The following is a 24,482-nucleotide window of genomic DNA, read 5'->3' as shown; positions in this document are numbered from 1 at the left end:
TCGCCAAAGTAGCCCAATAGTAATTTTGAATCAATTAGCCGGAACGCATTTAAGATAAGTCTCATCATGAGTAAATAATAAATACAATAAAAACAGTCATATGGTGCATTTTTTGGCCGTTTTTTATCGTAAAGTCAATATTATGCTATTAAATGACGATTAGTGACGGTTAACTGCTATTTTTTACGTGCCTTATCGTCTGTATAGGTTCCCGGGTGTTAACGGCAATCCCTGATATCCTAAAGTATTCCTGGTGAGATAATTCTTAAAATTTGAATGGAAATGACGTGGCACTGGCGGTTTCAATAAAGTGCCGTTTTTGTTGTGCCTTTATTTTTTGTGGGATTAGAGGGCGCAACGCCGTAAATCGCAGCCAGCAACATGTGCTGCGCGTGGATACGCGCAGCGTAAACAGGTAAATTAGGCGCCTATGGTCTTTGTTTACTACCGGGAGAGTTATGGCCCCTTTATCAGCCGTTGCTGAGCTGAATGATTTAGCGCTGGATTTGCCGCGTTTTACCCAGGCGCTGGCGCAATTTGCTGACAAGCTCGATCTTGATTTGTCATTGTTTACCGCCGATCACATCGCCGTGCGTTGCCACCAGAATGCCACCGCAGAACGCTGGCGCCAGGGGCTGTTGCAGTGCGGCACGCTGTTATCGCAAGCCATGATTAACGGGCGGCCGATTTGCCTGTTTGATTTGGCGACGCCGTTGCAGATTGGGCCGTGGCAGATCGATTGCGTTGAGCTGCCGTATCCGGGTGAGAAGCGCTATCCCCATGAAGGCTGGGAACATGTCGAACTGGTGATCGGCGGCGAGCCGGCCGCGTTATACGCCAATGCGCTGCAACACTTGCCGGATGCGGCGTTACTGGCGCCCGGCATCAAGCTGAAATACAGTGCGCCAAAAGGGGAAGGGGAACGCCTGGCCAATCCGACGCTGGCGATTAGCGACGGCAGCGTGACCCTGAAATTCCATCCGTACTCTATTCGCGAGGTGGTCGCCAGCGAACGCGGTTAAGGCGCCAGCGCAGCAATTGCCTGCTCCATGCGATCGAGCGCGCTATCAAGCAATTCACGCCGGCAACCGAAGTTGAGCCGTACAAAATGGCGGTTGCCGAATTCCAGCCCGGGGCTGAGCCCCACGCCGGCTTGTTCAAAGAACGCGTGTGGGTTTTCTACCGGCAGCCCGCTGCAATCACACCAGGCCAGATAGGTGGCCTCTATCGGCTGCAACTGCAAGCCGGGCATCGCGTTGATCCGTTGGCTAACGCGATCGCGGTTAGCCCGCAGATAGTCCAGCAGTTCATCCAGCCAGGCTTGGCTATCACGGTAGGCGGCATGGGCGGCGGTCAGCGCCAATATGTCCACCGGCGGCACAAGGCCGCTGCGTTGGCGGTTGAAGCGCTGGCGCAATGCCGGATTGGGGATAATCGCCATCGCTGCGCCTAAGCCGGCGATATTAAAGGTTTTCGACGGCGCCATTAACGTGATGCTCCGCTGTTCGGCATCGGCGTTGAGGGTGGCGAAAGGTATATGGCGCAGGCCCGGCTCCAGCAGCAGATCACAGTGGATTTCGTCGGAACAGACAACCAGATCGTGCCGTTGGGCAAAGGTGTGTTGTGCCAAGAGTTCATCGCGGCGGTAAACGGTGCCGCCGGGGTTTTGCGGATTGCACAGCATCAACAGCCGTTCTTTGCCGGTGAGCTGGGCTTCGGCAGCGGTGAGATCCATCACCCAGCGCCGCTGGCGCAACGCCAACGGAATGGCAATCTGCGAGCGCCCGGAAAATTTCGCCGCTTTGCGAAAGGGTGGGTAGATGGGATTGGGCGCCAACGTACCTTCCCCTGGCGCGCTGAACGCCTGCACACACAGGTTAAGGCCGCTGATAAGCCCCGGCAGAAACACCAGCCATTCCGGTTTGATGTGCCAACCATATCGCTCTACCATGCGCTGGACAAACACCGCGATCAGATCAGGCGAAGGGTGGCCGTAGCCAAATATACCGTGTGCGACGCGCTGTTGCAGCGCCGCGATCACGGCCGGCGGCGAGCGAAAATCGGTGTCGGCCACCCACAGCGGAATAATATCGCGGCCATGATATTTATCCCATTTAACGCTGTCACTGTGACTGCGGTCTATCTGTTGATCAAAATTGAATGCCATAGTGTTTCTCCTAAGCCCAGGATGAGTGGGTGAGATCTTGAGCCTACGCGAGAATTCTTGCGGATAACAACTGCGTTGTATTTTGGCCGTCATTGAGGAGGTAATGATGATAAAACTGGAAGTTTGCTGCTATAGCGTCGCGTGTGCGCTGACGGCTGAACAGGCGGGGGCCGATCGCATTGAACTGTGCGCCAGCCAGAGCGAAGGGGGGCTAACGCCGAGCTATGGCGCATTGCGCCTGGCCAAAGCGCAGGTTAAGGTGCCGGTGCACCCGATTGTGCGCCCGCGCGGCGGCGATTTTTGCTACGGTGAGGAAGATTTTGAGGTGATGAAATACGATATCGCCCGGATCCGTGATATGGGCTTCCCCGGCGTGGTGTTCGGCATTCTGGATCAGGACGGGCACATCGATTTGCCGCGCATGCGCGAAATGATGGCGCTGTGCGGCTCGATGGCCGTGACCTTTCACCGCGCGTTTGATATGTGCCAAAACCCGATGGTGGCGCTTGAGCAACTCACGCAGCTTGGCGTGGCGCGCATTCTGACCTCTGGGCAACAGCAAAACGCCGAGCTTGGCCTGCCGCTGCTGCGCGATCTGGTTTACGCCAGCCAGCGGCCGGTAATTATGGCCGGTGCCGGGGTGCGGTTGAGCAACCTGCAAAAGTTTGTTGATATCGGCATTCAGGAGTTGCATAGCTCATCGGGGCACAGCATCCCTTCGTTTATGCGTTATCGCAAAGCGGGGGTCACCATGTGTGCAGATAATGATTTTGATGAGTTCAGCCACTATTGCGTTGACGGGGATATGGTGGCGGCGATGAAAGACGCGCTGTTGCAAGCCAACCCGCTGGCAAAAAGCCTGTAGCGAATAGGGCGACGCAACGGCAGGCGTTTCACCTGCCGTTGCATATTAGGCCTAGGGTTTTCTTGCCACCAGCACCGCGCGCAGCGGCGCTGGGTAGCCTTCCACGGTTTTACTGTGATCGTCGGGATCGAGAAAATCCGCCAGCGACTCGCTGGTCATCCAACCGGTGCGGCGCTGTTCTTCCGTGCTGGTGACGCACACATCCGCCACTTTTACATCAACAAACCCACATTTCTCCAGCCAGGATTTCAGGGCTTCGGTCGACGGAATAAAGTACACGTTGCGCATCTGCGCGTAGCGGTCACCCGGTACCAACACCTGATGGCGATCGCCTTCCACCACCAGCGTTTCCAGCACCAGCTCACCGTCATGCACCAACTGGTTTTTCAACTGGTAGAGATGATCCAGTGGTGAACGGCGGTGGTAGAGCACGCCCATGGAGAACACGGTGTCAAACGCCGCCAGTTCCGGCAACTGTTCAATGCCCAGCGGCAGCAGGTGCGCGCGCTGATCGCCGCCCAACAGTTTGCGCACCGCCTCGAACTGGCACAAAAATAGCTGCATGGGATCAATACCCACCACCAAATGGGCGCCTGCGCCGACCATGCGCCACATGTGGTAGCCGCTGCCGCAGCCGACGTCCAGGATCGTGCGGCCGGCCAGTGGGGAAATGTGCGGCAGCACGCGATCCCACTTCCAGTCCGAATGCCATTCGGTGTCGATATCAATGCCGTACAGCGAGAATGGCCCTTTGCGCCAGGGCATCAGGTTACGCAGCATTTTCTCAATGCCTTCCCGCTGGCCGGCCGACAGCGGCTGTTCCAGCGCGGCGCACACGCCGTTTTGCAGATCCAACTGCGTGGGCGTGAGGGCCGGCAGATGCTCAACGGCGTTAAACCACTGTTTGAATTTGCCGTGCAGCGATTCGCGCTGCCAACTGCTTATCTGCGCCGGCAGGGTATCCAGCCAGTGGCTAAGCGGGCTTTTCGCGATGCGCTGATAAAAATCGCCAAATTCAATCATGCCGCATCCTCCGCTTTCAGCGCGATCAGGGAACCGAAGTTGAAGCACTGGAACCAGACTTCCGCATGCTGGAAGCCCGCCTGTTGCAAACGCGCTTTGTGCACCTGCACGGAATCGGTCAGCATCACGTTTTCCAGCATGCTGCGCTTCTGGCTGATTTCCAGCTCGCTGTAGCCGTTAGCACGCTTGAAATCGTGATGCATGTTGAACAGCAGTTCGCCGACGTTGGCATCTTCAAAACTGAATTTTTCCGACAGCACCAGCGCGCCGCCTGGGCGCAGGCCGCGGTAAATCTGCTGCAGGATACACAGGCGGTCGGCCGGTTCGAGGAATTGCAGGGTAAAATTGAGCACCACCATGGAGGCGTTTTGAATGTCGATGTCCAGAATATCGGCTTCAACCACCTCAACCGGCGTGTCGGCGCGGAAGGCATCAATATGGCGACGGCAGCGTTCAACCATCGCCGGCGAGTTATCAACGGCAATGATGTTGCACCCCGTTACCCGGATATTCCGGCGCATTGACAGCGTTGCGGCGCCGAGTGAACACCCCAGATCATAGACCTGGCTATCGGGCTGTACGAAACGTTCGGCCAACATACCAATCATGGAAATGATGTTGGAGTAGCCGGGAACGGAGCGCTGAATCATGTCGGGGAAGACTTCAGCGACGCGCTCGTCAAAGGTCCAGTCGCCCAGTTTGGCGATTGGCGCAGAAAAAAGGGTATCGCGGTTTGGCATAGCGGCAAATCAGATAAGAATTCGAGGGGGCATATTCTAGCAGATAACCGCATATACCCCGTCAATTTTATGCTGGGCCGGGAAAATTTGCCGGCGGCGTGGGTCAGTTAATAAAAGGTGAAAATCAGCTCCCAGGGCAGATAGAACAGGTTGGCTAACACCATCAGCACCAGTGAAAGATAGGTGGCGGCCATGCCCGAGCGGCGCCAGCGAATTTCCCGGTTTTGCAGCCCGTAGTAGTGGAGCAGCCGCCCGGCAATCAACAGTATGCCGCAAATGTGAACCATCCAGACCTGCGCGCCGTTCATTTCCATCAGCACCAGCAGCACGGCGGCAATCGGGATATATTCCACCGCGTTGCCATGCACCCGGATCGCCGTTTGCAGTTCGTAAAAGCCGCCGTCGCCATAGGCCACGCGGTACTGCATTCTGAGTTTCACTACGTTATAAGAGAGTTTTATCAACAACAATGCGCCGAGCACCACATAAAGCGCGCTTACCATTTCTAACTCCATTCCCTAACCAAAACTGGCACTGAGCATGATAGCCGTCATTCTGGAAACTGTCGCGCGGAAAAACAGAAATTTATCCCGCTGGGCAACGGGTTAAAACAGCGAGTCCTGTTCCGGCCAGTCCGGCGCGGGCGGCAAGGTTGGGATCGCCTGGCGCAAGCGTTGCCAGATCTTCTGCGCCTGCTGGGGGGAGTCACCGTTGTCCGGCGTGTGGATAAACAGATAGGGCTGATACTGCTGTTGCCACTGGGGCAGCTTCTGTTGCCAGGGTTCAAACCAACGCAGATTGTCTTCCAGCCGATCGCCGCCGATAAAACGCACCAGCGGGTTCCTGGCGGTAACCAGCGCATGCACCGGCACCTTGGGTTTTTTCTGTTGCGCATCACGTACCGCCGGGCTGGTGGGGGCGGCGTGATGCACCGGGCGGCTGTCCATCACCACGCGGTTGATGCCGCGCTGATGTAAGCCCTGATTAAGCTGCCGTTCAGCTTCCCCTTTGGCATAGAATTCCGGGTGGCGCACTTCAACGCCGTAGGTGAACTCGTTGGGCAGCGCGTCGAAAAAGGCCCACAGGGCGGGCAACTCGGCCGGGCCGAACGCGGCGGGCAGTTGCAGCCACAGTTGGCCAATACGCTGATGCACCGGGGCCAGGCAGTGGTAAAACGCCTGAATTTCCGCCGCGCAGTTGCGCAGCGCCGCTTTATGGCTGATGTCGCCCGGGAACTTAAAACAAAACCGGAAGTTATCATCGGTCATGTCGTGCCAGCGCTGCACAATTTCCTGCCGGGGCAAAGCATAAAAGGTGGTATTGCCTTCCACGCAGTTGAAATAGCGGCTGTAGTCCGCCAGATCGCGCAGCCCAATGCGGTTCCAGGCCGGGTGTTGCCATTGAGGTAAGCCGATATACATCAACGCCGTTCTTTTCCTTTATACTCGTCATACTTCAAGTTGCAGGTGTGTTGCCTTTCCTCTCTCACCCCAGTCACTTGACTTCGGTAAGCTCCTGGGGATTCGCTGCGTCGCCGCCTTCCTGCAACCCGAATTATTTAGAGTATATCTGTTATGTGATGCCGGGCAAGGCAAGGACTCGTTCATCACGCTAACCCGGCCGTTACAGCGCGGCAAGGATTTCGCTGGTGCTGCGTACCCGTGCCAGGCGTGGGAAGATATGGTCAAACGCAAACTGGTGCATTTCGGTGTTTTGCGCGCTGCACATGTCTTCGGCAATCACCAGCTCATAGCCATGCTCCCAGGCGGCACGGGCGGTGGATTCTACACCGATATTGGTGGATATGCCCCCCAGCACCAGGGTTTTGATACCGCGGCGGCGCAGTTGCAGATCAAGCTCGGTGCCATAGAACGCCCCCCACTGGCGTTTGGTGATCAAAATGTCGCTGTCGCTGACCGCCAGGGTTTCCGGCTGTTCCCACCAGGCAGCGGGCAGCCCACCGGCCGGCTCCGGCACCGGGCGGTCGACCGCCTGTTTGAGCGCATCGGCAAATTCGGCAGACCAGCCTACCCGCACCAGGAACACCGGCGCGCCAAGCGCGCGAAAACGCCCGGCCAGATGGGCGGCGTGGGTGACGACCTGTTCCGCGCTGTGTGGGCCGCCGGCATAGGGCAAGATGCCTTTTTGCAAATCGATCAGCACCAGTGCGGTGGTATGGGCATGAAGTGTCAGCATTAGGATAATTCCATTGATAAAGATCGCATGATAACGGTGTGCCGGGCTGCCTGCACAACCTGTAACCCCGGCCGGCCCGGTGAGGGCGTTTACGATTATGTGCAAATTCTGCCGCAAGTTAATGCTAAATTTGTTAATCAATGTATTGTTTCGGCTATCACCCGCGATTTAGTGTATCAACAATGCCGTGTTCGCACTTATCGACCGGGGGAATTTCCTTTATAATGCCTGCCTTTTTTCAACACTCTTTAATCAAACGACCTATGCCGATTTACGAATATGCATGTGGTGCTTGCAATCATCGGTTAGAGAAATTGCAGAAATTTTCCGACGCGCCGCTGACAGTCTGTCCGGCGTGCGGGCAACCCGCGTTGGCAAAATTGATCTCCGCCGCCGGTTTCCAACTCAAGGGCACCGGCTGGTATGCGACAGATTTTAAACCGGGTAGTAAAGGTTCATCAGATAATAGCCGGGCCAAGGGTAACCCATCTGGCTCGGAGTCGGCTTAAGCCAAAAGGATAGCGTATGCGTACTGAATATTGCGGGCAGTTGAATCTGTCCCACGTGGGCCAGGAAGTCACTTTGTGTGGTTGGGTCAACCGCCGCCGCGATCTGGGCGGCCTGGTCTTTATTGATATGCGTGACCGTGAAGGCATCGTGCAGGTGTTCTTCGATCCCGATCAGAAAACCGCTTTCGACAAAGCGTTCGAATTGCGCAACGAATTCTGCATCCAGATCGTCGGTACCGTGCGTGCTCGCCCGGGCAGCCAGATCAATAAAGATATGGCCACCGGTGAAGTGGAAGTGTTCGCCCATCAGCTTGAAATCATCAACCGTTCCGAGCCGTTGCCGCTGGACTCTAACCATAACAACACGGAAGAAGCGCGTCTGAAGTACCGCTATCTGGATCTGCGCCGCCCGGAAATGGCCGATCGCCTGAAAACCCGTGCCAAAATCACCAGCTTTGTGCGCCGCTTTATGGACAGCCACGGTTTCCTGGATATCGAAACCCCGATGCTGACCAAGGCAACGCCGGAAGGCGCGCGTGATTACCTGGTGCCAAGCCGTGTGCACAAAGGCAAGTTCTATGCGCTGCCGCAGTCGCCACAGCTGTTCAAACAACTGCTGATGATGTCCGGTTTTGATCGCTACTACCAGATTGTGAAATGCTTCCGTGATGAAGACCTGCGTGCCGATCGTCAGCCGGAATTCACCCAGATCGATGTTGAAACCTCGTTCATGACCGCCGAACAGGTGCGTGAAGTGATGGAGCAACTGGTGCGTGAACTGTGGCTGGAAGTGAAGGGTGTGGATCTCGGGGCCTTCCCGATCATGACCTTTGCCGAGGCGATGCGCCGTTACGGCTCTGACAAGCCAGACCTGCGCAATCCGCTGGAATTGGTGGACGTGGCCGATCTGGTTAAAGATGTCGAATTCAAAGTATTTGCTGGCCCTGCCAACGATGCCAAAGGCCGGGTTGCGGTAATCCGCGTGCCGGGCGGCGCGCAGTTGACGCGTAAGCAGATTGACGAATACGGTGCGTTTGTCGGCATTTACGGCGCGAAAGGCCTGGCCTGGCTGAAGGTGAATGATCGCGCTGCCGGCATGGAAGGCGTACAAAGCCCGATCGCCAAGTTCCTGAGTGCGGAAGTACTGGAAGCGATTCTGGCGCGCAGCGGCGCGCAAAGCGGCGACATCCTGTTCTTCGGCGCCGACAGCGCCAAGATCGTGACCGACGCCATGGGCGCGCTGCGCCTCAAGTTGGGCCGCGATCTGGCACTGACCCAGCTCGACAGCTGGCAGCCGCTGTGGGTGATTGATTTCCCAATGTTTGAAGACGACGGCGAAGGCGGCCTGGCGGCTATGCACCACCCGTTTACTGCGCCGCGCGACACCTCGCCGGAAGAACTGGCCAAGGATCCGACTGCGGTCACGGCCAACGCCTACGACATGGTGCTCAATGGCTACGAAGTGGGCGGCGGTTCGGTGCGTATCCACCGCAGCGAAATGCAGCAAACGGTGTTCAGCATTCTGGGTATTGATGAACAACAACAGCGTGAGAAATTCGGCTTCCTGCTGGATGCGCTGAAATACGGTACGCCGCCGCATGCCGGCCTGGCCTTTGGTCTGGATCGCCTGGTGATGCTGCTGACCGGTACGGACAATATCCGTGACGTGATTGCGTTCCCGAAAACCACCGCTGCCGCCTGTCTGTTGACCGATGCGCCAAGCTTCGCCAACCCGGCATCGCTGCAGGAATTGTCCATTAGCGTAGTGAAAAAAGCCTCAGAGCAAGAGAGCGAGTGATGAATTACAAGCGGCCCGAGTCGATTCTGGTGGTGATTTATGCGCAGTCCAGCGGCCGGGTGCTGATGTTACAACGGCGTGATGACACCGAGTTCTGGCAGTCGGTTACCGGCAGCCTGGAGGCGGGCGAGTCAGCGTTGCATGCCGCACGGCGTGAGGTCAGGGAAGAAGTCGGCATCGATATCGAAGCAGAGAATCTGCCGTTGTTCGATTGCCAGCGCTGTGTGGAGTTTGAACTCTTTGTCCATTTGCGACATCGCTATGCGCCGGGAACCACGCGCAATAAAGAGCATTGGTTCTGTCTGGCGTTGCCCGAAGAGCGGGTGCCGGTGATCACCGAGCACAACGCTTATCAATGGCTTGCGGCGGCGGATGCCGTCAAACTGACCAAGTCATGGAGCAACCAGCAGGCGATTGAAGAGTTTGTGATTAATTCAGTGCAGTAGTCCTTTTGGAGATATTTTTATGGCAGGTCATAGTAAGTGGGCCAACACAAAACACCGCAAAGCAGCACAGGATGCCAAACGCGGTAAGATTTTCACCAAGATTATTCGTGAGCTGGTGACGGCCGCCAAACTTGGCGGCGGCGATCCGGACGCTAACCCGCGCCTGCGCGCAGCCATGGACAAAGCGCTGGCCAACAACATGACGCGCGATACCATGAACCGTGCAATCGCGCGTGGCGTTGGCGGCGATGATGATTCCAACATGGAAACCATCATTTATGAAGGCTACGGCCCTGGCGGCACCGCTGTAATGATCGAATGCCTGAGCGATAACCGCAACCGCACCGTGGCGGAAGTGCGCCACGCGTTCAGCAAAGCCGGTGGCAACCTGGGGACCGACGGTTCCGTGGCCTACCTGTTCAGCAAGAAGGGCGTGATCACTTATGAACCGGGCCTGGATGAAGACGCGGTGATGGAAGCGGCGCTGGAAGCCGGTGCCGAAGACATCATTACCTATGACGACGGCGCTATCGACGTTTACACCGCCTGGGAAAACCTGGGTGAAGTGAAAGACGCACTGACCGCAGCGGGCTTTGTCGCCGACGCGGCGGAAGTGTCGATGATCCCATCGACCAAAGCCGATATGGATGCTGAAACCGCGCCGAAACTGTTGCGCCTGATCGATATGCTTGAAGATTGCGACGATGTGCAAGAGGTTTACCACAACGGTGAAATCTCTGACGAGGTGGCGGCAACGCTGTAATGCGATTTTTGCGCGCAACGGCTAACTGGCGCCTGGCTGCGCCTGACACAGGGTGGATGTAGGGATGGCGATCATACTCGGTATCGATCCTGGTTCGCGCATTACCGGCTATGGCCTGATCCGCCAGCAAGGCCGCCAGTTGACCTATGTCGCCAGCGGCTGTATCCGCACCGCGGTGGATGATATGCCAACGCGGCTGAAGCTGATCTATGCCGGCGTTAGCGAGATCATCACCCAGTTCAAACCTGATTTCTTCGCCATCGAACAGGTGTTCATGGCCAAGAACGCAGATTCTGCGCTAAAGCTTGGCCAGGCGCGCGGGGTGGCGATCGTTGCAGCGGTGAACCAAAACCTGGAAGTGTTTGAATATGCGGCACGCCAGGTGAAACAAACCGTGGTCGGCACCGGTGCGGCAGAAAAGAGCCAGGTGCAGCATATGGTACGTTCGTTGCTCAAGCTCTCGGCCAGCCCGCAGGCCGATGCCGCCGATGCGCTGGCGATCGCCATCACCCACTGCCACCTGAGCCAGAACGTGCTGCGCATGCGGGAAGGGCGCTTGAATCTGGCACGCGGGCGGTTACGCTAAAACAAAATTCGCGTTAACATGGGCTGGATATTCATCCAGCCTTTTTTATGGTATAAGCTGTAGCAACAAAACGCAGCGTTCAGCCGCGTAGATGAATCCGAGCAGGAGGGTAAATGATAGGTCGTCTCAGAGGGAATATTCTGGAAAAGCAGCCGCCGCTGGTGTTGCTGGAAACAAACGGCGTAGGTTATGAAGTCCATATGCCGATGACCTGCTTTTATGAACTGCCGGAGCTGGGCAAAGAAGCGATCATATTTACCCACTTTGTGGTGCGTGAAGACGCGCAACTGCTGTATGGTTTTAATGATAAACAAGAGCGCGCCTTGTTCCGTGAGTTGATCAAGGTTAACGGCGTGGGGCCGAAGCTGGCGTTGGCGATTCTGTCGGGTATGTCCGCGCAGCAGTTCGTGAGTGCGGTTGAACGTGAAGAAATTGGCGCATTGATCAAATTGCCGGGCGTGGGTAAGAAAACCGCCGAACGTCTGGTGGTCGAGATGAAAGACCGCTTTAAAGGGCTTAATGGCGATCTGTTCAACAACAGTAGCGAAATCAGCCTGCCTGCCGCCGCGCAAAAAACGGCGGAAATGGACGCCGAAGCCGAAGCCGCTTCTGCGCTGGTGGCTTTGGGCTATAAGCCGCAAGAAGCCAGCCGCATGATCAACAAGGTGGCCAAAGTGGGCGCCGACTGTGAAACCCTGATCCGCGACGCATTGCGCGCCGCCCTGTAAGGCCCAAAAGGGATAGAAGATGATTGAAGCCGATCGCCTGATTTCTGCCGAACCCATCAGCGAAGAAGAGGTGCTGGATCGTGCCATTCGCCCCAAGCTGTTGGGGGAATACGTCGGGCAACCGCATGTGCGCGAGCAGATGGAAATCTTTATCCAGGCAGCCAAGCAGCGCGGTGATGCGCTGGATCATCTGCTGATTTTCGGCCCGCCGGGGCTGGGCAAAACCACGCTGGCGAATATCGTGGCCAATGAGATGGGCGTCAATCTGCGCACCACCTCGGGCCCGGTGCTGGAGAAAGCGGGCGATTTGGCGGCGATGCTGACCAACCTTGAACCGCACGACGTGCTGTTTATTGATGAAATTCACCGCCTTTCGCCAGTGGTTGAAGAGGTGCTGTATCCGGCGATGGAAGATTATCAGCTGGATATCATGATCGGTGAAGGGCCGGCGGCCCGCTCGATTAAGCTGGAATTGCCGCCGTTTACCCTGGTGGGGGCAACCACGCGCGCCGGCTCGCTGACTTCACCGCTGCGCGATCGCTTTGGCATTGTGCAACGGCTGGAGTTTTATCAGGTGGCTGATTTGGAGCACATCGTCGCGCGCAGCGCCAACTGCCTGGGGCTGAATCTGTCGGCCGATGGGGCACACGAAATTGCTCGCCGCGCGCGCGGTACGCCGCGTATCGCCAACCGTTTGCTGCGCCGGGTGCGCGATTTCGCAGAAGTGCGGGCCAGTGGGCTGATGAACGGCGATGTTGCCAAACAGGCGCTGAACATGCTCAACGTGGATGCCGAAGGGTTTGATTACATGGACCGTAAACTGCTGCTGGCGATTATCGAGAAGTTCACCGGCGGGCCGGTCGGGCTGGATAACCTCGCGGCGGCGATTGGCGAAGAGCGGGAAACTATCGAAGATGTGATTGAACCCTTCCTGATCCAGCAAGGGTTTATCCAGCGTACTCCGCGCGGGCGCATGGCGACCAACCACGCGTACAAACATTTCGGCATCGCGCCCAACGATGCTTAACGGGCTTTACCCCAGCGCCTTCACGTAAAGCGAAAGCGCTGGGCAATTCACTATCCCCGCTGTTTTTTCATCAGGCTCAACACAAACAGGATGGCGGCGCTCAGCACCACCGAAGGGCCGGCCGGCGTGTCGTAAAACGCAGAGAAGGTCAGGCCGCCGGTAACCGCAATCACCCCCAGCAGCACCGCGTAACCGGCCATCTGTTCCGGCGTGCGGGCAAAGCGGCGGGCGGTGGCCGCCGGAATAATCAGCAATGAAGTAATAATCAGCGCGCCGACGAACTTCATGGCCAGCCCGATGGTTAACGCGGTAACCAGCATCAGCACGGTGCGCGCCCGCGCCAGGTTCACGCCATCGACATGCGCCATTTCCGGGCTGATGGTCATCGACAGCAGATCGCGCCATTGCCACCACAGCACCAACAGCACGACCGCCACGCCGCCGGCAATCATGCCAATATCGCTTAAGGTCACCGACAGCAGATCGCCAAACAGGTAGGCCATCAGATCGACACGGACGTTGGACATCAGCGCCACCACCACCAGGCCGAGTGACAGCGCGCTGTGCGCCATAATGCCCAGCAGGGTATCAACAGACAGCTGCGGGCGGCGCTCCAGCCAGACCAGAATCAGTGCCAGCACCAACGTAACGGCAATCACCGCATAAAATGGGTTTACGTCCAGTAATAACCCGAACGCCACGCCGAGCAGCGAAGCGTGCGCCAGCGTATCGCCGAAGTACGACATACGGCGCCACACCACAAACGAGCCCAACGGGCCAGCCGCACCCGCCAACAAGGCGCCGGCCAGCCAGCCGGGTAAAAGCAGTTCAATCATGCCTCGCGGCCCCCGGTTTTTTTCAACACAATTTTTCCTTGCAGATCGTGACGATGGTTATGGTGGTGGCGATAAATCGCCAACTGCTCGGCGCCGCGGTTGCCGAACATGGCAATGAATTCTGGGTGTGTGGAAACCACTTCCGGCGTGCCGGAGCAGCAGATGTGCTGGTTGAGGCACAGCACTTCATCGGTTTTTGCCATCACCAGGTGCAGATCGTGCGAGACCATGAGCACCGCGCAGCCCAGCTCTTGGCGCAGCTGATCGATAAGATCATACAGCGCAACCTGGCCGTTAACGTCCACCCCCTGGGTGGGTTCATCCAGCACCAACAGCTGCGGCCGGTTGAGCAAAGCCCGTGCCAGCAGTACGCGCTGGTTTTCACCGCCGGAGAGTTTTTGCATAGGCTGTTCAAGCAGATGTGCGGCGTGCACGCGTTTTAGCGCCGGCAGGATATCGGCTTTTTTCACCCCGGGCTTGAGGCGCATAAAGCGGCTGACGGTCAGCGGAAGGGTAGCGTCCAGGTGCAGCTTTTGCGGCACGTAGCCGATGCGCAGCCCCGGAAGGCGTTCAATGGTGCCCTCGGTGGGCGGCACCAGCCCGAGCACCACGCGCACCAGCGTTGATTTGCCCGCCCCGTTGGGGCCCAACAACGTCAGGATGCGCCCCGGCTGAAGGTTAAGCGATACGTTCGCCAAAACCCGCCGGTTGTCGAAGGCCACGGAAATATTTTTTAGCGTTGTCAGTGTAGACATGTCTTGATTACGTTTGCAGAAGTTACCGAATGTTATAATATCACGCACTGCCGACGAAAACGATGGGATAACTGACGATGGTACAGAAAAAGAGATGGTTACGAAATGCCTTGCTGGCCAGTGCGCTGATGGTGGCCGGCAGTGCTTCTGCTGCGGTGCTCACTTCAATCCGCCCACTGGGTTTTATTGCCTCGGCGATCGCCGATGGCGTAACGGAAACGGAGGTGCTGCTGCCGGATGGGGCGTCGCCGCATGATTTCGCGCTGCGCCCTTCGGACATCCAGCGCCTGCGCGCCGCCGATCTGGTGATTTGGGTCGGGCCGGATATGGAAGCCTTCCTGACCAAAGCGGTGGCGCCGCTGCCGGCGAACCGGCAACTGGCGATCAGCGAACTGGCGGCCGTGAAACCGCTGTTGATGAAAGGCGATGACGACGACGATCACGAACATCATCATGACCATGGCGAAGCGGCAGATAATCATGCTGAACATGACCACGATCATGACGATGGCCATCACCATGGTGCATATAATTTACACGTCTGGCTGTCGCCGGAGATTGCGAAACTGACTGCGATCGCAATTCACGACAGATTATTGGAACTTATGCCGCAAAATAAGGACAAATTAGACGCAAACCTGCGCCAGTTCGAGAATCTGCTGACGCAAACTGACAAAAATGTTGTTAATATGCTAACGCCTGTGCAGGGCAAGGGATATTTTGTTTTTCACGATGCTTATGGCTACTTTGAGAAACACTACGGGTTGAGTCCGTTGGGCCATTTCACCGTTAATCCCGAAATTCAGCCCGGAGCACAGCGTTTACACCAAATTCGAACACAGTTGGTTGAGCAGAAAGCCGTATGTGTTTTCGCTGAGCCACAATTCAGGCCAGCCGTAATCAATGCCGTTGCCAAGGGAACCGCTGCGCGTTCTGGAACGCTGGATCCGCTGGGCATGGGCATCGCATTGGGGAAAGACAGCTATGGCAACTTCCTGAGCGCCTTGTCGAACCAATACGTGAGCTGCCTGAAGTAAAGCTTATGAGGATAATATCGAGTGCAGCAGATAGTCAGAACTATCTCTCTGGCGTATAACAACCTGCCACGGCCCCATCGCGTTATGCTGGGGTCGTTGACAGTCGTGACATTGGCCGTGGCGGTCTGGCGGCCTTTTGTTTATCACCCAGAACAGAACCCCATCGTTAAAACCGTCGAATTAGAATCCAGCCAGCTACGCTCTTTGCTCCCCGAAGCCAGTGAACCGATCGATGCCGATCAACCCACCCCCGATGACGACATTCCCCAGGATGAACTGGATCAGAAAGTCGCGGGTGAAGACGGCGTGCATGAATATGTGGTTTCTACCGGTGATACGCTCGGCAGCATTCTGACGCAGTACGGCATCGACATGTCTGACGTGACACTGCTGGCTTCGCAGAACCGCGATTTGCGTAACCTGAAAATCGGCCAGCAGTTGTCATGGACGGTCAATGACGCCGGCGATCTGCAACGCCTGACGTGGGAAGTCTCACGCCGTGAGAGCCGCACCTACGATCGCGTTGGCAATAATTTCAAAGAAACCCAGGAAACCCAGAAGGGTGAATGGCGCAACCACGTGCTGAACGGCCAACTGAACGGCAGCTTTGTCAACAGCGCTGCCGAAGCTGGGCTGAGCCGTGCGGAAATTAATGCCGTGATCAAAGCGCTGCAGTGGCAGCTCGATTTCCGCAAGCTGCGCAAGGGCGACCAGTTCTCGGTGTTGATGTCGCGCGAGCAGTTCGAAGGCAAGAATGAGCAAAGCCAACTGCTGGGGGTGCGCATGCGCAGCGGCGGTAAAGACTATTACGCGATTCGCGCTGAAGACGGTAAATTCTATGATCGCCAGGGCTCTGGCCTGGCGCGCGGCTTTATGCGTTTCCCTACCATGAAGCAGTTCCGTATCTCCTCCAACTTCAACCCGCGCCGGGTCAACCCGGTTACCGGGCGCGTCGCGCCGCATAAAGGCGTTGATTTCGCCATGCCGGTGGGTTCGCCGGTGCTGGCGGTTGGTGATGGTGAAGTGGTTATCGCCAAGCGCAGCGGCGCAGCCGGTAACTACGTGGCGATCCGTCACGGCCGCCAGTACACCACACGCTATATGCACCTGAAAAAGCTGTTAGTGAAACCAGGGCAGAAAGTGAAACGTGGCGATCGCATTGCGCTTTCCGGTAACACCGGGCGCTCTACTGGCCCACACCTGCACTATGAATTCTGGATCGGCCAACAGGCGGTTAACCCGCTAACGGCTAAGCTGCCGCGTTCCGAAGGGTTGAGCGGCAAAGATCGCAGTGATTACCTGGCGCAGGTGAGAGAAGTGGTGCCGCAGTTGCAGCTGAACTGATTTCTCATCGTCCGATCTTTTCTTCATCGGCCCGTGGCGGGCCGATGTTTTTTTATTGGTGATTTGGCGGGTTAATTGTAAATTCATCATCTGTAATTATTATTAGCCAAATCGCTGCGTTAAGAGTTTGTGCATGCAAAACGATAAAAAATCCAACGTTGAGTTTATTCCTCAATTCCAGAAAGTCTTTCTCCACCCGCGCTATTGGGGCGCCTGGCTTGGCATCGGGCTGATGGGCGGTGTTTCGCTGGTGCCGGCGCGGCTGCGCGATCCTGCCCTGGGGGCGATAGGTAAACTGGCCGGCAAAGTGGCCAAAGGCGCACGCCGCCGGGCGCGTATCAACCTGCTGTATTGTTTGCCTGAACTGCCGGAGGAAGAGCGCGAACGCATTATTGACGAAATGTTTGCCACGGCGCCGCAGTCAATGGTGTTGATGGCGGAGTTGGCCTGCACCAGCCCGGAAAGAGTGTTGCGCCGTGTGCGCTGGCACGGTGAAGAGGTGTTGGAAAAGATCCGGGCCGAGGGCCGCAACGTGATTTTCCTGGTGCCACACGGTTGGGCGGTGGACGTGCCGGCCATGCTGCTGGCCGCGCGTGGGCAGCCGATGGCGGCGATGTTCCATAACCAAAGCAACCCGTTGATTGACTATATGTGGAACGCGGTGCGGCGTAAGTTCGGTGGGCGCATGCACGCACGCAACGACGGCATCAAACCGTTTATCAGCTCGGTGCGCCAGGGTTATTGGGGCTACTACTTGCCGGATCAGGATCACGGCGCCGAGCACAGTGAATTCGTTGATTTCTTTGCCACCTATAAAGCCACCTTGCCGGCGGTTGGGCGGCTGAAGAAGGTGTGCCGGGCGGCGATCGTGCCTTTGTTCCCGGTGTATGACGGCAAAACCAGCATGCTGGATATTTATATTCATCCGCCAATGGACGATCTGGACGGCGCTGATGATGTCTATATTGCGCGCCGGATGAATGAAGAGGTTGAGAACCTGGTGCGGCCGAATCCGGAGCAGTACACCTGGATCCTCAAGCTGCTGAAAACCCGCAGGGAAGGGGAGATTGAACCGTACTCGCGTGATGATCTGTATCGCTAGCCAGCGGTAAAAAAAATGCCAGCCGATATGGCTGGCATGTTGTGCGGTTTGCCGTTGGGTTATTCCACCAGCAGAATGCGCACGGTATTGGTGGTGCCGATGGTGCCCATGATATCGCCCTGGGTCACCAGCACCAGATCGCCGGACACCAGGAAGCCGCGATCGCGCAGGCGGTTGATGGCGTCATCGGCGGCCTCGGCACCGTCGGTGTGGCTGTCGTAATACACCGGCGTCACGCCGCGGTACAACGCCGTCAGGTTAAGCGTGCGCTCGTGCCGCGACATGGCGAAGATCGGCAGGCCGGAGCTGATGCGCGACATCATCAGCGCCGTGCGGCCGGATTCGGTCAGCGCGATAATGGCGGTGACGCCTTTCAGATGGTTGGCGGCATACATCGACGACATGGCGATCGCTTCTTCAACGTTGTCGAACTCCGCGTCCAGCCGGTGTTTGGAAATATTGATGCTCGGGATCTTTTCTGCGCCCAGGCAAACGCGCGCCATCGCGGCAACGGTTTCCGCCGGGTATTGGCCTGCGGCGGTTTCCGCCGAGAGCATAACGGCATCGGTACCATCCAGCACAGCGTTCGCCACGTCCATCACTTCGGCGCGGGTCGGCATTGGGTTGGTGATCATCGATTCCATCATTTGAGTGGCGGTAATCACCGCGCGGTTGAGCTTGCGGGCGCGGCGGATCAGCTTCTTCTGGATCCCCACCAGCTCCGGATCGCCGATTTCAACCCCCAGATCGCCGCGGGCCACCATCACCACGTCGGAAGCCAGAATGATGTCGTCCATCGCCTCATCGGTACAAACGGCTTCGGCGCGCTCGACTTTCGATACGATTTGCGCGTTGCAGCCGGCATCGCGCGCCAAGCGGCGGGCGTAGTTAAGATCTTCGCCGGTGCGAGGGAAAGAAACCGCCAGGTAATCAACGCCGATTTTGGCTGCGCTGACGATATCGGCCTTGTCTTTTTCCGTTAGCGCTTCTGCCGACAGGCCGCCGCCCAATTTATTGATGCCTTTATTGTTCGATAGCGGGCCGCCCACCGTAACTTCGGTAAATACCCGCATACCTTGCACTTCAATGACTTTCAACTGAACACGGCCATCGTCCAGCAGCAGCACATCGCCGGGGACAACGTCGGCAGGCAGGCCTTTATAGTCGATGCCGACTCTTTCTTTATCGCCTTCGCCTTTGGAAAGATTGGCGTCCAGCACAAACTTGTCGCCAACGTTGAGGAAGATTTTGCCTTCTTTGAAGGTGGATACACGGATTTTCGGGCCCTGAAGATCGCCAAGAATAGCGACATGGCGCCCCAGCTTGGCGGCAATCTCACGCACTTTGTTTGCGCGTAGCAGGTGATCTTCCGCCGTGCCGTGAGAGAAATTAAGCCGAACTACGTTTGCGCCAGCGGCAATAATCTTTTCCAGATTATTGTCACGGTCAGTAGCCGGACCCAGGGTGGTAACAATTTTGGTTCTTCTGAGCCGTCTGGACATGCATTACTCCGTTGACTGGTGAAGCAAATAATAGTGATGCGATTATCTTGGATAACCAACGCAAAGATGAATGCCGCTTCACTGGCGCACGCGATCCCCTGGGGTTATCCGTATATTATGTATCGGCTGCGAGCCACGATGCGAACTGGCGGGCAGACGCATGGCGGATCACAGACTAACACGGTACAGCCAATGATGCCGCCGGGCAAATACACCTTATCATGCCGCCTGCCGGCGGTGTTTATCGCGTATCAAGGTTCAAAGCCGTTGGGCAGAACCACGCCCTTATCAAAGCGCGATTCTTTCAACGCTTCCTTGACCCGCTTCAAGTTATCTCTGAATTTCGCGCCGCGGCGCAGGGTGAAACCGGTCGCCAAAACGTCGATCAGCGTCAGTTGCGCGATGCGCGAGACCATCGGCATATAGACATCCGTATCTTCAGGCACATCGAGCAGCAGCGCCAGCGTGGCTTCGCGGGCGAGGGGGGTATCGCGGGAGGTAATGGCAATCACCGTGGCGTCGTTTTCGCGCGCCAAATGCGCCAGCTCCACCAGGTTTTTCGTGCGGCCGGTATGGGAGATCAGCACCACTACGTCACCTTCTCCCGAGTTCATGCACCCCATGCGCTGCATCACGATATCATCGAGGTACACCACCGGGATGTTGAAGCGGAAGAATTTGTTCATGGCATCGTGTGCGACCGCCGCCGAAGCGCCCAGGCCGAAAAAAGAAATTTTCTTGGCCTGGGAGAGCAGATCCACCGCGCGATTGATGGCGGCAATGTCCAGGTTGGTTTTGACCGCATCCAGGCAGGCCATCACGGATTCGAAAATTTTACTGGTATAAGCGTCTACACTGTCATTTTCTTCCACGTTGCGATTTACGTACGGCGTGCCGTTCGCCAGGCTTTGGGCCAGATGCAGTTTGAAATCGGGGAACCCTTTGGTGTCGAGGCGGCGGCAAAAGCGGTTGACCGTCGGCTCACTGACGTCGGCCATGCGCGCCAATGTCGCAATGCTGGAGTGAATAGCGGTTTGCGGTGAGGCCAGGATGACCTCGGCAACTTTCCTTTCAGATTTGCTCAGGAGCTCCAGATGGCTCTGGATCTTTTCCAGCGTATTCATATTGACGGGAGTCCCTCATGGGTTTTGTCGATTTCAGTTAAAGGAGAAATCAATACCGGTTTAATGAAAATATACTACGTGCTGGTAACCGTTGGCAGTACTGACTGAGCGCATACTGGGTTTTTTCATCAGAATATGACTTGTGTCTAACTTTCATAACGGTAATCAAGCGCCAAAAAAGACAGAAAATTACAGCTTTCCCCGTGGAGGGCAGGTTTGGCGCCGTTTGCGGGGGTAACACCAGAGTTTCTGGGGCTTTTTTGCGTTTTTGATCCGGGTTTACTGGCCGTAGGCAAAGAGAGTACATTAGTAATGTAAGAAAATTACAAATATCCTGCAACGAGGAGATTGAACATGGCGGTAACCTCTACAGCCCAGGCGTGCGACCTGGTTATTTTCGGCGCGAAAGGTGATTTGGCGCGCCGTAAGCTGCTGCCTTCCCTGTACCAACTAGAAAAAGCCGGCCACATCCACCCGGAGACCCGCATCATTGGCGTGGGCCGCGCGGATTGGGATAAAGAAGCCTACACCAAAGTGGTGAAGGAAGCGTTGACCACCTTCATGAAAGAAGAACTGGATGATGCGCTGTGGGCGACGTTGAGCGAGCGCCTGGATTTTTGCAACCTGGACGTTAACGACAGCAAGAATTTTGTCAAACTGGGCAAGCTGCTGGACCAGAAGCACCGCACCACCATCAACTATTTCGCCATGCCGCCGAGCACCTTCGGCGCCATCTGCAAAGGGTTGGGAGAAGCCAAGCTGAATAAAGAGCCGGCGCGGGTTGTGATGGAAAAACCGCTCGGCACCGATTTGGCCTCTTCGCGCGTGATCAATGATCAGGTGGCGGAGTATTTCGACGAATGCCAGGTTTACCGTATCGACCACTATCTGGGCAAAGAAACGGTGCTCAACCTGCTGGCGCTGCGTTTCGCCAACTCGCTGTTTGCGTCCAATTGGGATAACCGCACCATCGATCATGTGCAGATCACCGTGGCGGAAGAGGTGGGCATTGAAGGGCGCTGGGGCTATTTCGATCAGGCCGGCCAGATGCGCGATATGATCCAAAACCACCTGCTGCAGATCCTGACGATGATCGCCATGTCGCCACCGGCGGATTTAACGACTGACCGTATCCGTGACGAGAAAGTGAAAGTGCTGCGCTCGCTGCGCCGTATCGATCAGAGCAACGTGCGCGAAACCACTGTGCGCGGCCAGTACACGTCCGGCTTCGTGCAGGGCAAAAAAGTGCCGGGCTATCTGGAAGAGGAAGGGGCGAACAAAAGCAGCAATACTGAAACCTTCGTCTCTATCCGCGTGGATATCGATAACTGGCAGTGGGCCGGCGTGCCGTTTTATTTGCGCACCGGTAAGCGCCTGCCGACCAAATGTTCGGAAGTGGTGGTGTACTTTAAAAACCCACCGCTCAACCTGTTCCGCGATTCCTACCAACAGTTGCCTCAGAACAAACTGACCATTCGCCTGCAGCCGGACGAAGGGATTGAAATCCAGGTATTGAACAAGGTGCCGGGCCTGGATCACAAACACCGCCTGCAAACGACCAAGCTGGATCTGAGCTTCTCTGAAACCTTCAATCAGGCGCACGTGGCCGACGCCTACGAGCGCCTGCTGTTGGAAACCATGCGCGGTATCCAGGCGCTGTTTGTCCGGCGTGACGAAGTGGAAGAAGCCTGGAAGTGGGTGGATTCCATTATGGACGCCTGGAAAGCGGATAACGAGGCGCCGAAGCCGTATCAGTCCGGCACCTGGGGGCCGGTGGCTTCGGTGGCGATGATCACCCGCGACGGCCGGTCCTGGAACGAGTTTGCGTAGCTAATGCGTTACCGGCATTTTTTTACCGGTATTATGCAAGCCTGAGGTCCTGTTGCCGCGCCCTTGGTGGGCGTGGCATGCAGGGGCGTGCGATACCGTACACCAACCTCAATAATGGAGCCCTAAAATGAAAAACTGGAAAACCAGCGCAGAGCAGATCCTCACCGCTGGCCCGGTCGTCCCGGTGATTGTGATTAACCAACTGGAACATGCAGTGCCGTTGGCAAAAGCGCTGGTTGCCGGCGGTGTGAAGGTGCTGGAAGTGACGCTTCGCACCGCGTGCGCCCTGGAGGCCATTCGCGCCATCGCCAAAGAGGTGCCGGATGCCATCATCGGTGCCGGCACTGTGATCAATCCCCAGCAGTTGCAAGATGTTACCGATGCCGGTGCGCAGTTCGCCATCAGCCCTGGCTTGACGGCCGATCTGCTGCAAGCTGCCACCGCAGGAACCATCCCGCTGATCCCGGGCATTAGCACCGTTTCCGAACTGATGCTGGGGATGGATTACGGCCTGCGTGAATTCAAGTTCTTCCCGGCGGAGGCCAATGGCGGGGTGAAAGCGCTGCAGGCGATTGGCGGCCCGTTCCCGCAGGTGCGTTTCTGCCCGACCGGCGGCATCACGCCGAACAATTACCGTGACTACCTGGCGTTGAAAAGCGTGCTGTGCATCGGCGGCTCCTGGCTGGTGCCGGCCGACGCGCTGGAAAAAGGCGATTACGCACGCATCACCGAGCTGGCGCGCACGGCGGTTGCCGGCGCAAGCGCTTAACCGCAACTCGTCTGCTGATGCCAACCTCACGAGGTTGGCATTTTTTTTACCCCCGCCTGGATACCCATTGGCCGATTCAACATGGTGCGCCGACCCGCAGCCCGACAGGCTTGCGCTGTAATTTTGTACAATCCTTATCGTAACCGTGCTATCCGCAGCACCACGATTTTTCATTTTTCAAAACAGTAACTTTATTATTTTTAAACGCTTTTTGATTATTGATTGCTGAAAACGGCAGTTTGCTTTATTAAATCGGCTATGGTACAAATGATGCAGCTGAAAATTTTATATTGATGAGGATATTGGGCAAATCGCACGGTGTGCGGCTGAAGATAGAGAATAATTATGATGATAACTAATGGAATTACCCCCAGAACTTCTGGTTGCCAGCTTTTCCTTTCCGCCATTCTTGCCAGTGAACACCACTGGTCCAGCGAGCTATAGCGTCTTTCTCCCTTAACCGGTGCTGATGGCAGATCTGCCATTGCGTGTCGCCGGGCAAACCACCTTGATTACGTTTGGGTCAGTTTATCCCCAGAGATCTCCGTATCCGCTATGGATGAGATAAATCGGGATAAATATACCTTTGCGTGCGTTATTCGCCGTTTGGGAGAAAAATAATGATTTATTGGATTTTTTTAGCATTAGCCATCGTGACCGAGATTATCGGCACGCTTTCGATGAAATATGCCAGCGTGAGTGGCGGCATTACCGGCCATCTGGTGATGTATATGATGATTACGGCTTCGTATATGTTGCTGTCGGTGGCGATAAAACGCGTCGCGTTGGGGGTCGCCTACGCCCTGTGGGAAGGCATCGGCATCCTGCTGATTACCGTATTCAGCGTGGTGTGGTTCGATGAGCCGATCTCCCCGCTGAAGGTGCTGGGGCTGGCAACGCTGGTCGCCGGTATTCTGCTGGTGAAATCAGGCACCTGTAAGGCACGAAAACCGGGCAACATTTCGGGTGGCGGCCATGCAACAGCTTGAGTGGTATCACATTGGCTTTCTGGCATTGGCTATCGTGCTGGAAATCATCGCCAACATTTTTCTTAAAATGTCCGACGGCTTTCGCAAAGTATGGCTGGGAGTGTTATCGCTGCTGTCGGTGCTGGGGGCCTTCAGCGCGCTGGCGCAGGCGGTCAAAGGCATCGATCTTTCGGTGGCTTATGCGTTGTGGGGCGGTTTTGGCATCGTGGCGACCGTGGCCGCAGGCTGGATCCTGTTCGGGCAACGTTTGAACCATAAAGGCTGGATCGGGCTGGCCCTGCTGCTGCTGGGGATGGTGATCATTAAACTGGCCTAACCGCCAGCGTTTAAAACCGCGGGTGTGGAT

Annotated in this window: 27 protein-coding genes; 16 read left to right on the top strand and 11 right to left on the bottom strand. The window is 56.6% G+C overall.

The annotated features are described in order from the left end of the window. Positions 1-458: 458 nt before the first annotated feature. Positions 459-1,022, top strand: a complete 564-nt coding sequence (locus ACN28Q_RS00570; protein WP_095844549.1) for a VOC family protein — start codon at positions 459-461, stop codon at positions 1,020-1,022. On the opposite strand, the gene ACN28Q_RS00565 is transcribed toward ACN28Q_RS00570, so the two are convergent. Continuing rightward, the gene (locus ACN28Q_RS00565; RefSeq protein WP_095844548.1) at positions 1,019-2,167 is read right to left on the bottom strand and encodes a MalY/PatB family protein; all 1,149 of its coding nucleotides are present in this window, start codon (positions 2,165-2,167) and stop codon (positions 1,019-1,021) included. The genes ACN28Q_RS00570 and ACN28Q_RS00565 overlap by 4 nt on opposite strands. A 106-nt stretch (positions 2,168-2,273) precedes the next feature. Between ACN28Q_RS00565 and cutC the strand changes: the two genes are divergently transcribed. Next, positions 2,274-3,032 carry a copper homeostasis protein CutC gene (gene cutC / locus ACN28Q_RS00560; protein WP_095844547.1) on the top strand — a complete coding sequence of 253 codons (759 nt, stop codon included), beginning with the start codon at positions 2,274-2,276 and terminating at the stop codon, positions 3,030-3,032. Between the two features lie 51 nt (positions 3,033-3,083). On the opposite strand, the gene cmoB is transcribed toward cutC, so the two are convergent. The 5 genes from cmoB to ACN28Q_RS00535 all read right to left on the bottom strand — a co-directional run bounded on the left by cmoB (position 3,084) and on the right by ACN28Q_RS00535 (position 6,991). Beyond that, positions 3,084-4,055, bottom strand: a complete 972-nt coding sequence (gene cmoB, locus ACN28Q_RS00555) for a tRNA 5-methoxyuridine(34)/uridine 5-oxyacetic acid(34) synthase CmoB (protein ID WP_095844546.1) — start codon at positions 4,053-4,055, stop codon at positions 3,084-3,086. Next, the gene (cmoA, locus tag ACN28Q_RS00550; protein ID WP_095844545.1) at positions 4,052-4,795 is read right to left on the bottom strand and encodes a carboxy-S-adenosyl-L-methionine synthase CmoA; all 744 of its coding nucleotides are present in this window, start codon (positions 4,793-4,795) and stop codon (positions 4,052-4,054) included. Before cmoA ends, cmoB begins: the two co-directional genes overlap by 4 nt. A gap of 107 nt (positions 4,796-4,902) precedes the next feature. Continuing rightward, the gene (locus ACN28Q_RS00545; protein ID WP_095844544.1) at positions 4,903-5,298 is read right to left on the bottom strand and encodes an MAPEG family protein; all 396 of its coding nucleotides are present in this window, start codon (positions 5,296-5,298) and stop codon (positions 4,903-4,905) included. Positions 5,299-5,400: 102 nt separating this feature from the next. After that, complete coding sequence (locus ACN28Q_RS00540; RefSeq protein WP_095844543.1) at positions 5,401-6,216, bottom strand: DUF72 domain-containing protein; 816 nt, start codon at positions 6,214-6,216, stop codon at positions 5,401-5,403. Positions 6,217-6,418: 202 nt separating this feature from the next. Next, positions 6,419-6,991 (bottom strand): hydrolase, encoded by a 573-nt coding sequence (locus ACN28Q_RS00535; RefSeq protein ID WP_095844542.1) that lies wholly within the window; start codon positions 6,989-6,991, stop codon positions 6,419-6,421. Between the two features lie 140 nt (positions 6,992-7,131). Between ACN28Q_RS00535 and ACN28Q_RS00530 the strand changes: the two genes are divergently transcribed. The 7 genes from ACN28Q_RS00530 (at position 7,132) to ruvB (ending at position 12,848) form a co-directional block, all read left to right on the top strand. Continuing rightward, a complete protein-coding gene (locus ACN28Q_RS00530) occupies positions 7,132-7,500 on the top strand; it encodes an FmdB family zinc ribbon protein (protein WP_329957331.1) in 369 nt (122 codons plus the stop codon). 16 nt (positions 7,501-7,516) lie between these two features. Further along, the gene (gene aspS / locus ACN28Q_RS00525; RefSeq protein ID WP_095844540.1) at positions 7,517-9,298 is read left to right on the top strand and encodes an aspartate--tRNA ligase; all 1,782 of its coding nucleotides are present in this window, start codon (positions 7,517-7,519) and stop codon (positions 9,296-9,298) included. After that, the gene (gene nudB, locus ACN28Q_RS00520; RefSeq protein WP_095844539.1) at positions 9,298-9,744 is read left to right on the top strand and encodes a dihydroneopterin triphosphate diphosphatase; all 447 of its coding nucleotides are present in this window, start codon (positions 9,298-9,300) and stop codon (positions 9,742-9,744) included. The genes aspS and nudB overlap by 1 nt, the downstream gene beginning before the upstream one ends. 19 nt (positions 9,745-9,763) lie before the next feature. Further along, on the top strand, positions 9,764-10,507 hold the full coding sequence (locus ACN28Q_RS00515; RefSeq protein WP_095844538.1) for a YebC/PmpR family DNA-binding transcriptional regulator: 744 nt from the start codon (positions 9,764-9,766) through the stop codon (positions 10,505-10,507). Positions 10,508-10,571: 64 nt separating this feature from the next. Beyond that, positions 10,572-11,093: a crossover junction endodeoxyribonuclease RuvC gene (gene ruvC, locus ACN28Q_RS00510; protein WP_095844537.1), complete on the top strand. Its 522-nt coding sequence runs from the start codon at positions 10,572-10,574 to the stop codon at positions 11,091-11,093. A gap of 113 nt (positions 11,094-11,206) precedes the next feature. Then, the gene (gene ruvA, locus ACN28Q_RS00505; RefSeq protein ID WP_095844536.1) at positions 11,207-11,821 is read left to right on the top strand and encodes a Holliday junction branch migration protein RuvA; all 615 of its coding nucleotides are present in this window, start codon (positions 11,207-11,209) and stop codon (positions 11,819-11,821) included. Between the two features lie 19 nt (positions 11,822-11,840). Continuing rightward, complete coding sequence (gene ruvB, locus ACN28Q_RS00500; protein WP_095844535.1) at positions 11,841-12,848, top strand: Holliday junction branch migration DNA helicase RuvB; 1,008 nt, start codon at positions 11,841-11,843, stop codon at positions 12,846-12,848. Between the two features lie 50 nt (positions 12,849-12,898). Here ruvB and znuB read toward each other — a convergent pair whose 3' ends face one another. Next, positions 12,899-13,684 (bottom strand): zinc ABC transporter permease subunit ZnuB, encoded by a 786-nt coding sequence (gene znuB / locus ACN28Q_RS00495; protein WP_095844534.1) that lies wholly within the window; start codon positions 13,682-13,684, stop codon positions 12,899-12,901. Then, positions 13,681-14,439, bottom strand: coding sequence for a zinc ABC transporter ATP-binding protein ZnuC (gene znuC, locus ACN28Q_RS00490; RefSeq protein ID WP_095844533.1), 759 nt, complete (start codon positions 14,437-14,439; stop codon positions 13,681-13,683). Before znuC ends, znuB begins: the two co-directional genes overlap by 4 nt. A 77-nt stretch (positions 14,440-14,516) precedes the next feature. Between znuC and znuA the strand changes: the two genes are divergently transcribed. The 3 genes from znuA to lpxM all read left to right on the top strand — a co-directional run bounded on the left by znuA (position 14,517) and on the right by lpxM (position 17,922). After that, positions 14,517-15,476 carry a zinc ABC transporter substrate-binding protein ZnuA gene (znuA, locus tag ACN28Q_RS00485; RefSeq protein ID WP_095844532.1) on the top strand — a complete coding sequence of 320 codons (960 nt, stop codon included), beginning with the start codon at positions 14,517-14,519 and terminating at the stop codon, positions 15,474-15,476. A gap of 21 nt (positions 15,477-15,497) precedes the next feature. Next, positions 15,498-16,820 (top strand): murein DD-endopeptidase MepM, encoded by a 1,323-nt coding sequence (mepM, locus tag ACN28Q_RS00480; RefSeq protein ID WP_095844531.1) that lies wholly within the window; start codon positions 15,498-15,500, stop codon positions 16,818-16,820. Between the two features lie 133 nt (positions 16,821-16,953). Then, a complete protein-coding gene (gene lpxM / locus ACN28Q_RS00475) occupies positions 16,954-17,922 on the top strand; it encodes a lauroyl-Kdo(2)-lipid IV(A) myristoyltransferase (protein WP_095844530.1) in 969 nt (322 codons plus the stop codon). Positions 17,923-17,981: 59 nt separating this feature from the next. Here the strand turns inward: lpxM and pyk are convergent, their stop codons facing one another. Together pyk and ACN28Q_RS00465 are read right to left on the bottom strand one after the other, a co-directional pair. Beyond that, positions 17,982-19,424: a pyruvate kinase gene (gene pyk / locus ACN28Q_RS00470; protein ID WP_095844529.1), complete on the bottom strand. Its 1,443-nt coding sequence runs from the start codon at positions 19,422-19,424 to the stop codon at positions 17,982-17,984. Positions 19,425-19,675: 251 nt separating this feature from the next. After that, positions 19,676-20,548, bottom strand: a complete 873-nt coding sequence (locus ACN28Q_RS00465) for a MurR/RpiR family transcriptional regulator (RefSeq protein ID WP_095844528.1) — start codon at positions 20,546-20,548, stop codon at positions 19,676-19,678. A 354-nt stretch (positions 20,549-20,902) separates the two neighbouring features. On the opposite strand from ACN28Q_RS00465, the gene zwf reads away from it, so the two are divergent. After that, positions 20,903-22,378, top strand: a complete 1,476-nt coding sequence (gene zwf / locus ACN28Q_RS00460) for a glucose-6-phosphate dehydrogenase (protein WP_095844527.1) — start codon at positions 20,903-20,905, stop codon at positions 22,376-22,378. A 127-nt stretch (positions 22,379-22,505) separates the two neighbouring features. Further along, a complete protein-coding gene (locus ACN28Q_RS00455) occupies positions 22,506-23,147 on the top strand; it encodes a bifunctional 4-hydroxy-2-oxoglutarate aldolase/2-dehydro-3-deoxy-phosphogluconate aldolase (protein ID WP_095844526.1) in 642 nt (213 codons plus the stop codon). Positions 23,148-23,362: 215 nt separating this feature from the next. On the opposite strand, the gene ACN28Q_RS00450 is transcribed toward ACN28Q_RS00455, so the two are convergent. Next, positions 23,363-23,632 carry a hypothetical protein gene (locus ACN28Q_RS00450; protein WP_165906986.1) on the bottom strand — a complete coding sequence of 90 codons (270 nt, stop codon included), beginning with the start codon at positions 23,630-23,632 and terminating at the stop codon, positions 23,363-23,365. A gap of 135 nt (positions 23,633-23,767) precedes the next feature. Here ACN28Q_RS00450 and mdtJ point away from each other — a divergent pair, with 135 nt between their 5' ends. Both mdtJ and mdtI read left to right on the top strand, forming a co-directional pair. Beyond that, positions 23,768-24,136, top strand: a complete 369-nt coding sequence (mdtJ, locus tag ACN28Q_RS00445) for a multidrug/spermidine efflux SMR transporter subunit MdtJ (RefSeq protein ID WP_121525935.1) — start codon at positions 23,768-23,770, stop codon at positions 24,134-24,136. Further along, positions 24,123-24,452, top strand: a complete 330-nt coding sequence (gene mdtI, locus ACN28Q_RS00440; protein ID WP_095844525.1) for a multidrug/spermidine efflux SMR transporter subunit MdtI — start codon at positions 24,123-24,125, stop codon at positions 24,450-24,452. The genes mdtJ and mdtI overlap by 14 nt, the downstream gene beginning before the upstream one ends. Positions 24,453-24,482: the final 30 nt, after the last annotated feature.

Origin of the sequence: Gibbsiella quercinecans, from assembly GCF_002291425.1 — a bacterium.
Classification (GTDB): domain Bacteria; phylum Pseudomonadota; class Gammaproteobacteria; order Enterobacterales; family Enterobacteriaceae; genus Gibbsiella; species Gibbsiella quercinecans.
The sequence above is the reverse complement of the archived record's forward strand: the minus strand, read 5'-3'. Positions and strand labels throughout refer to the sequence as shown.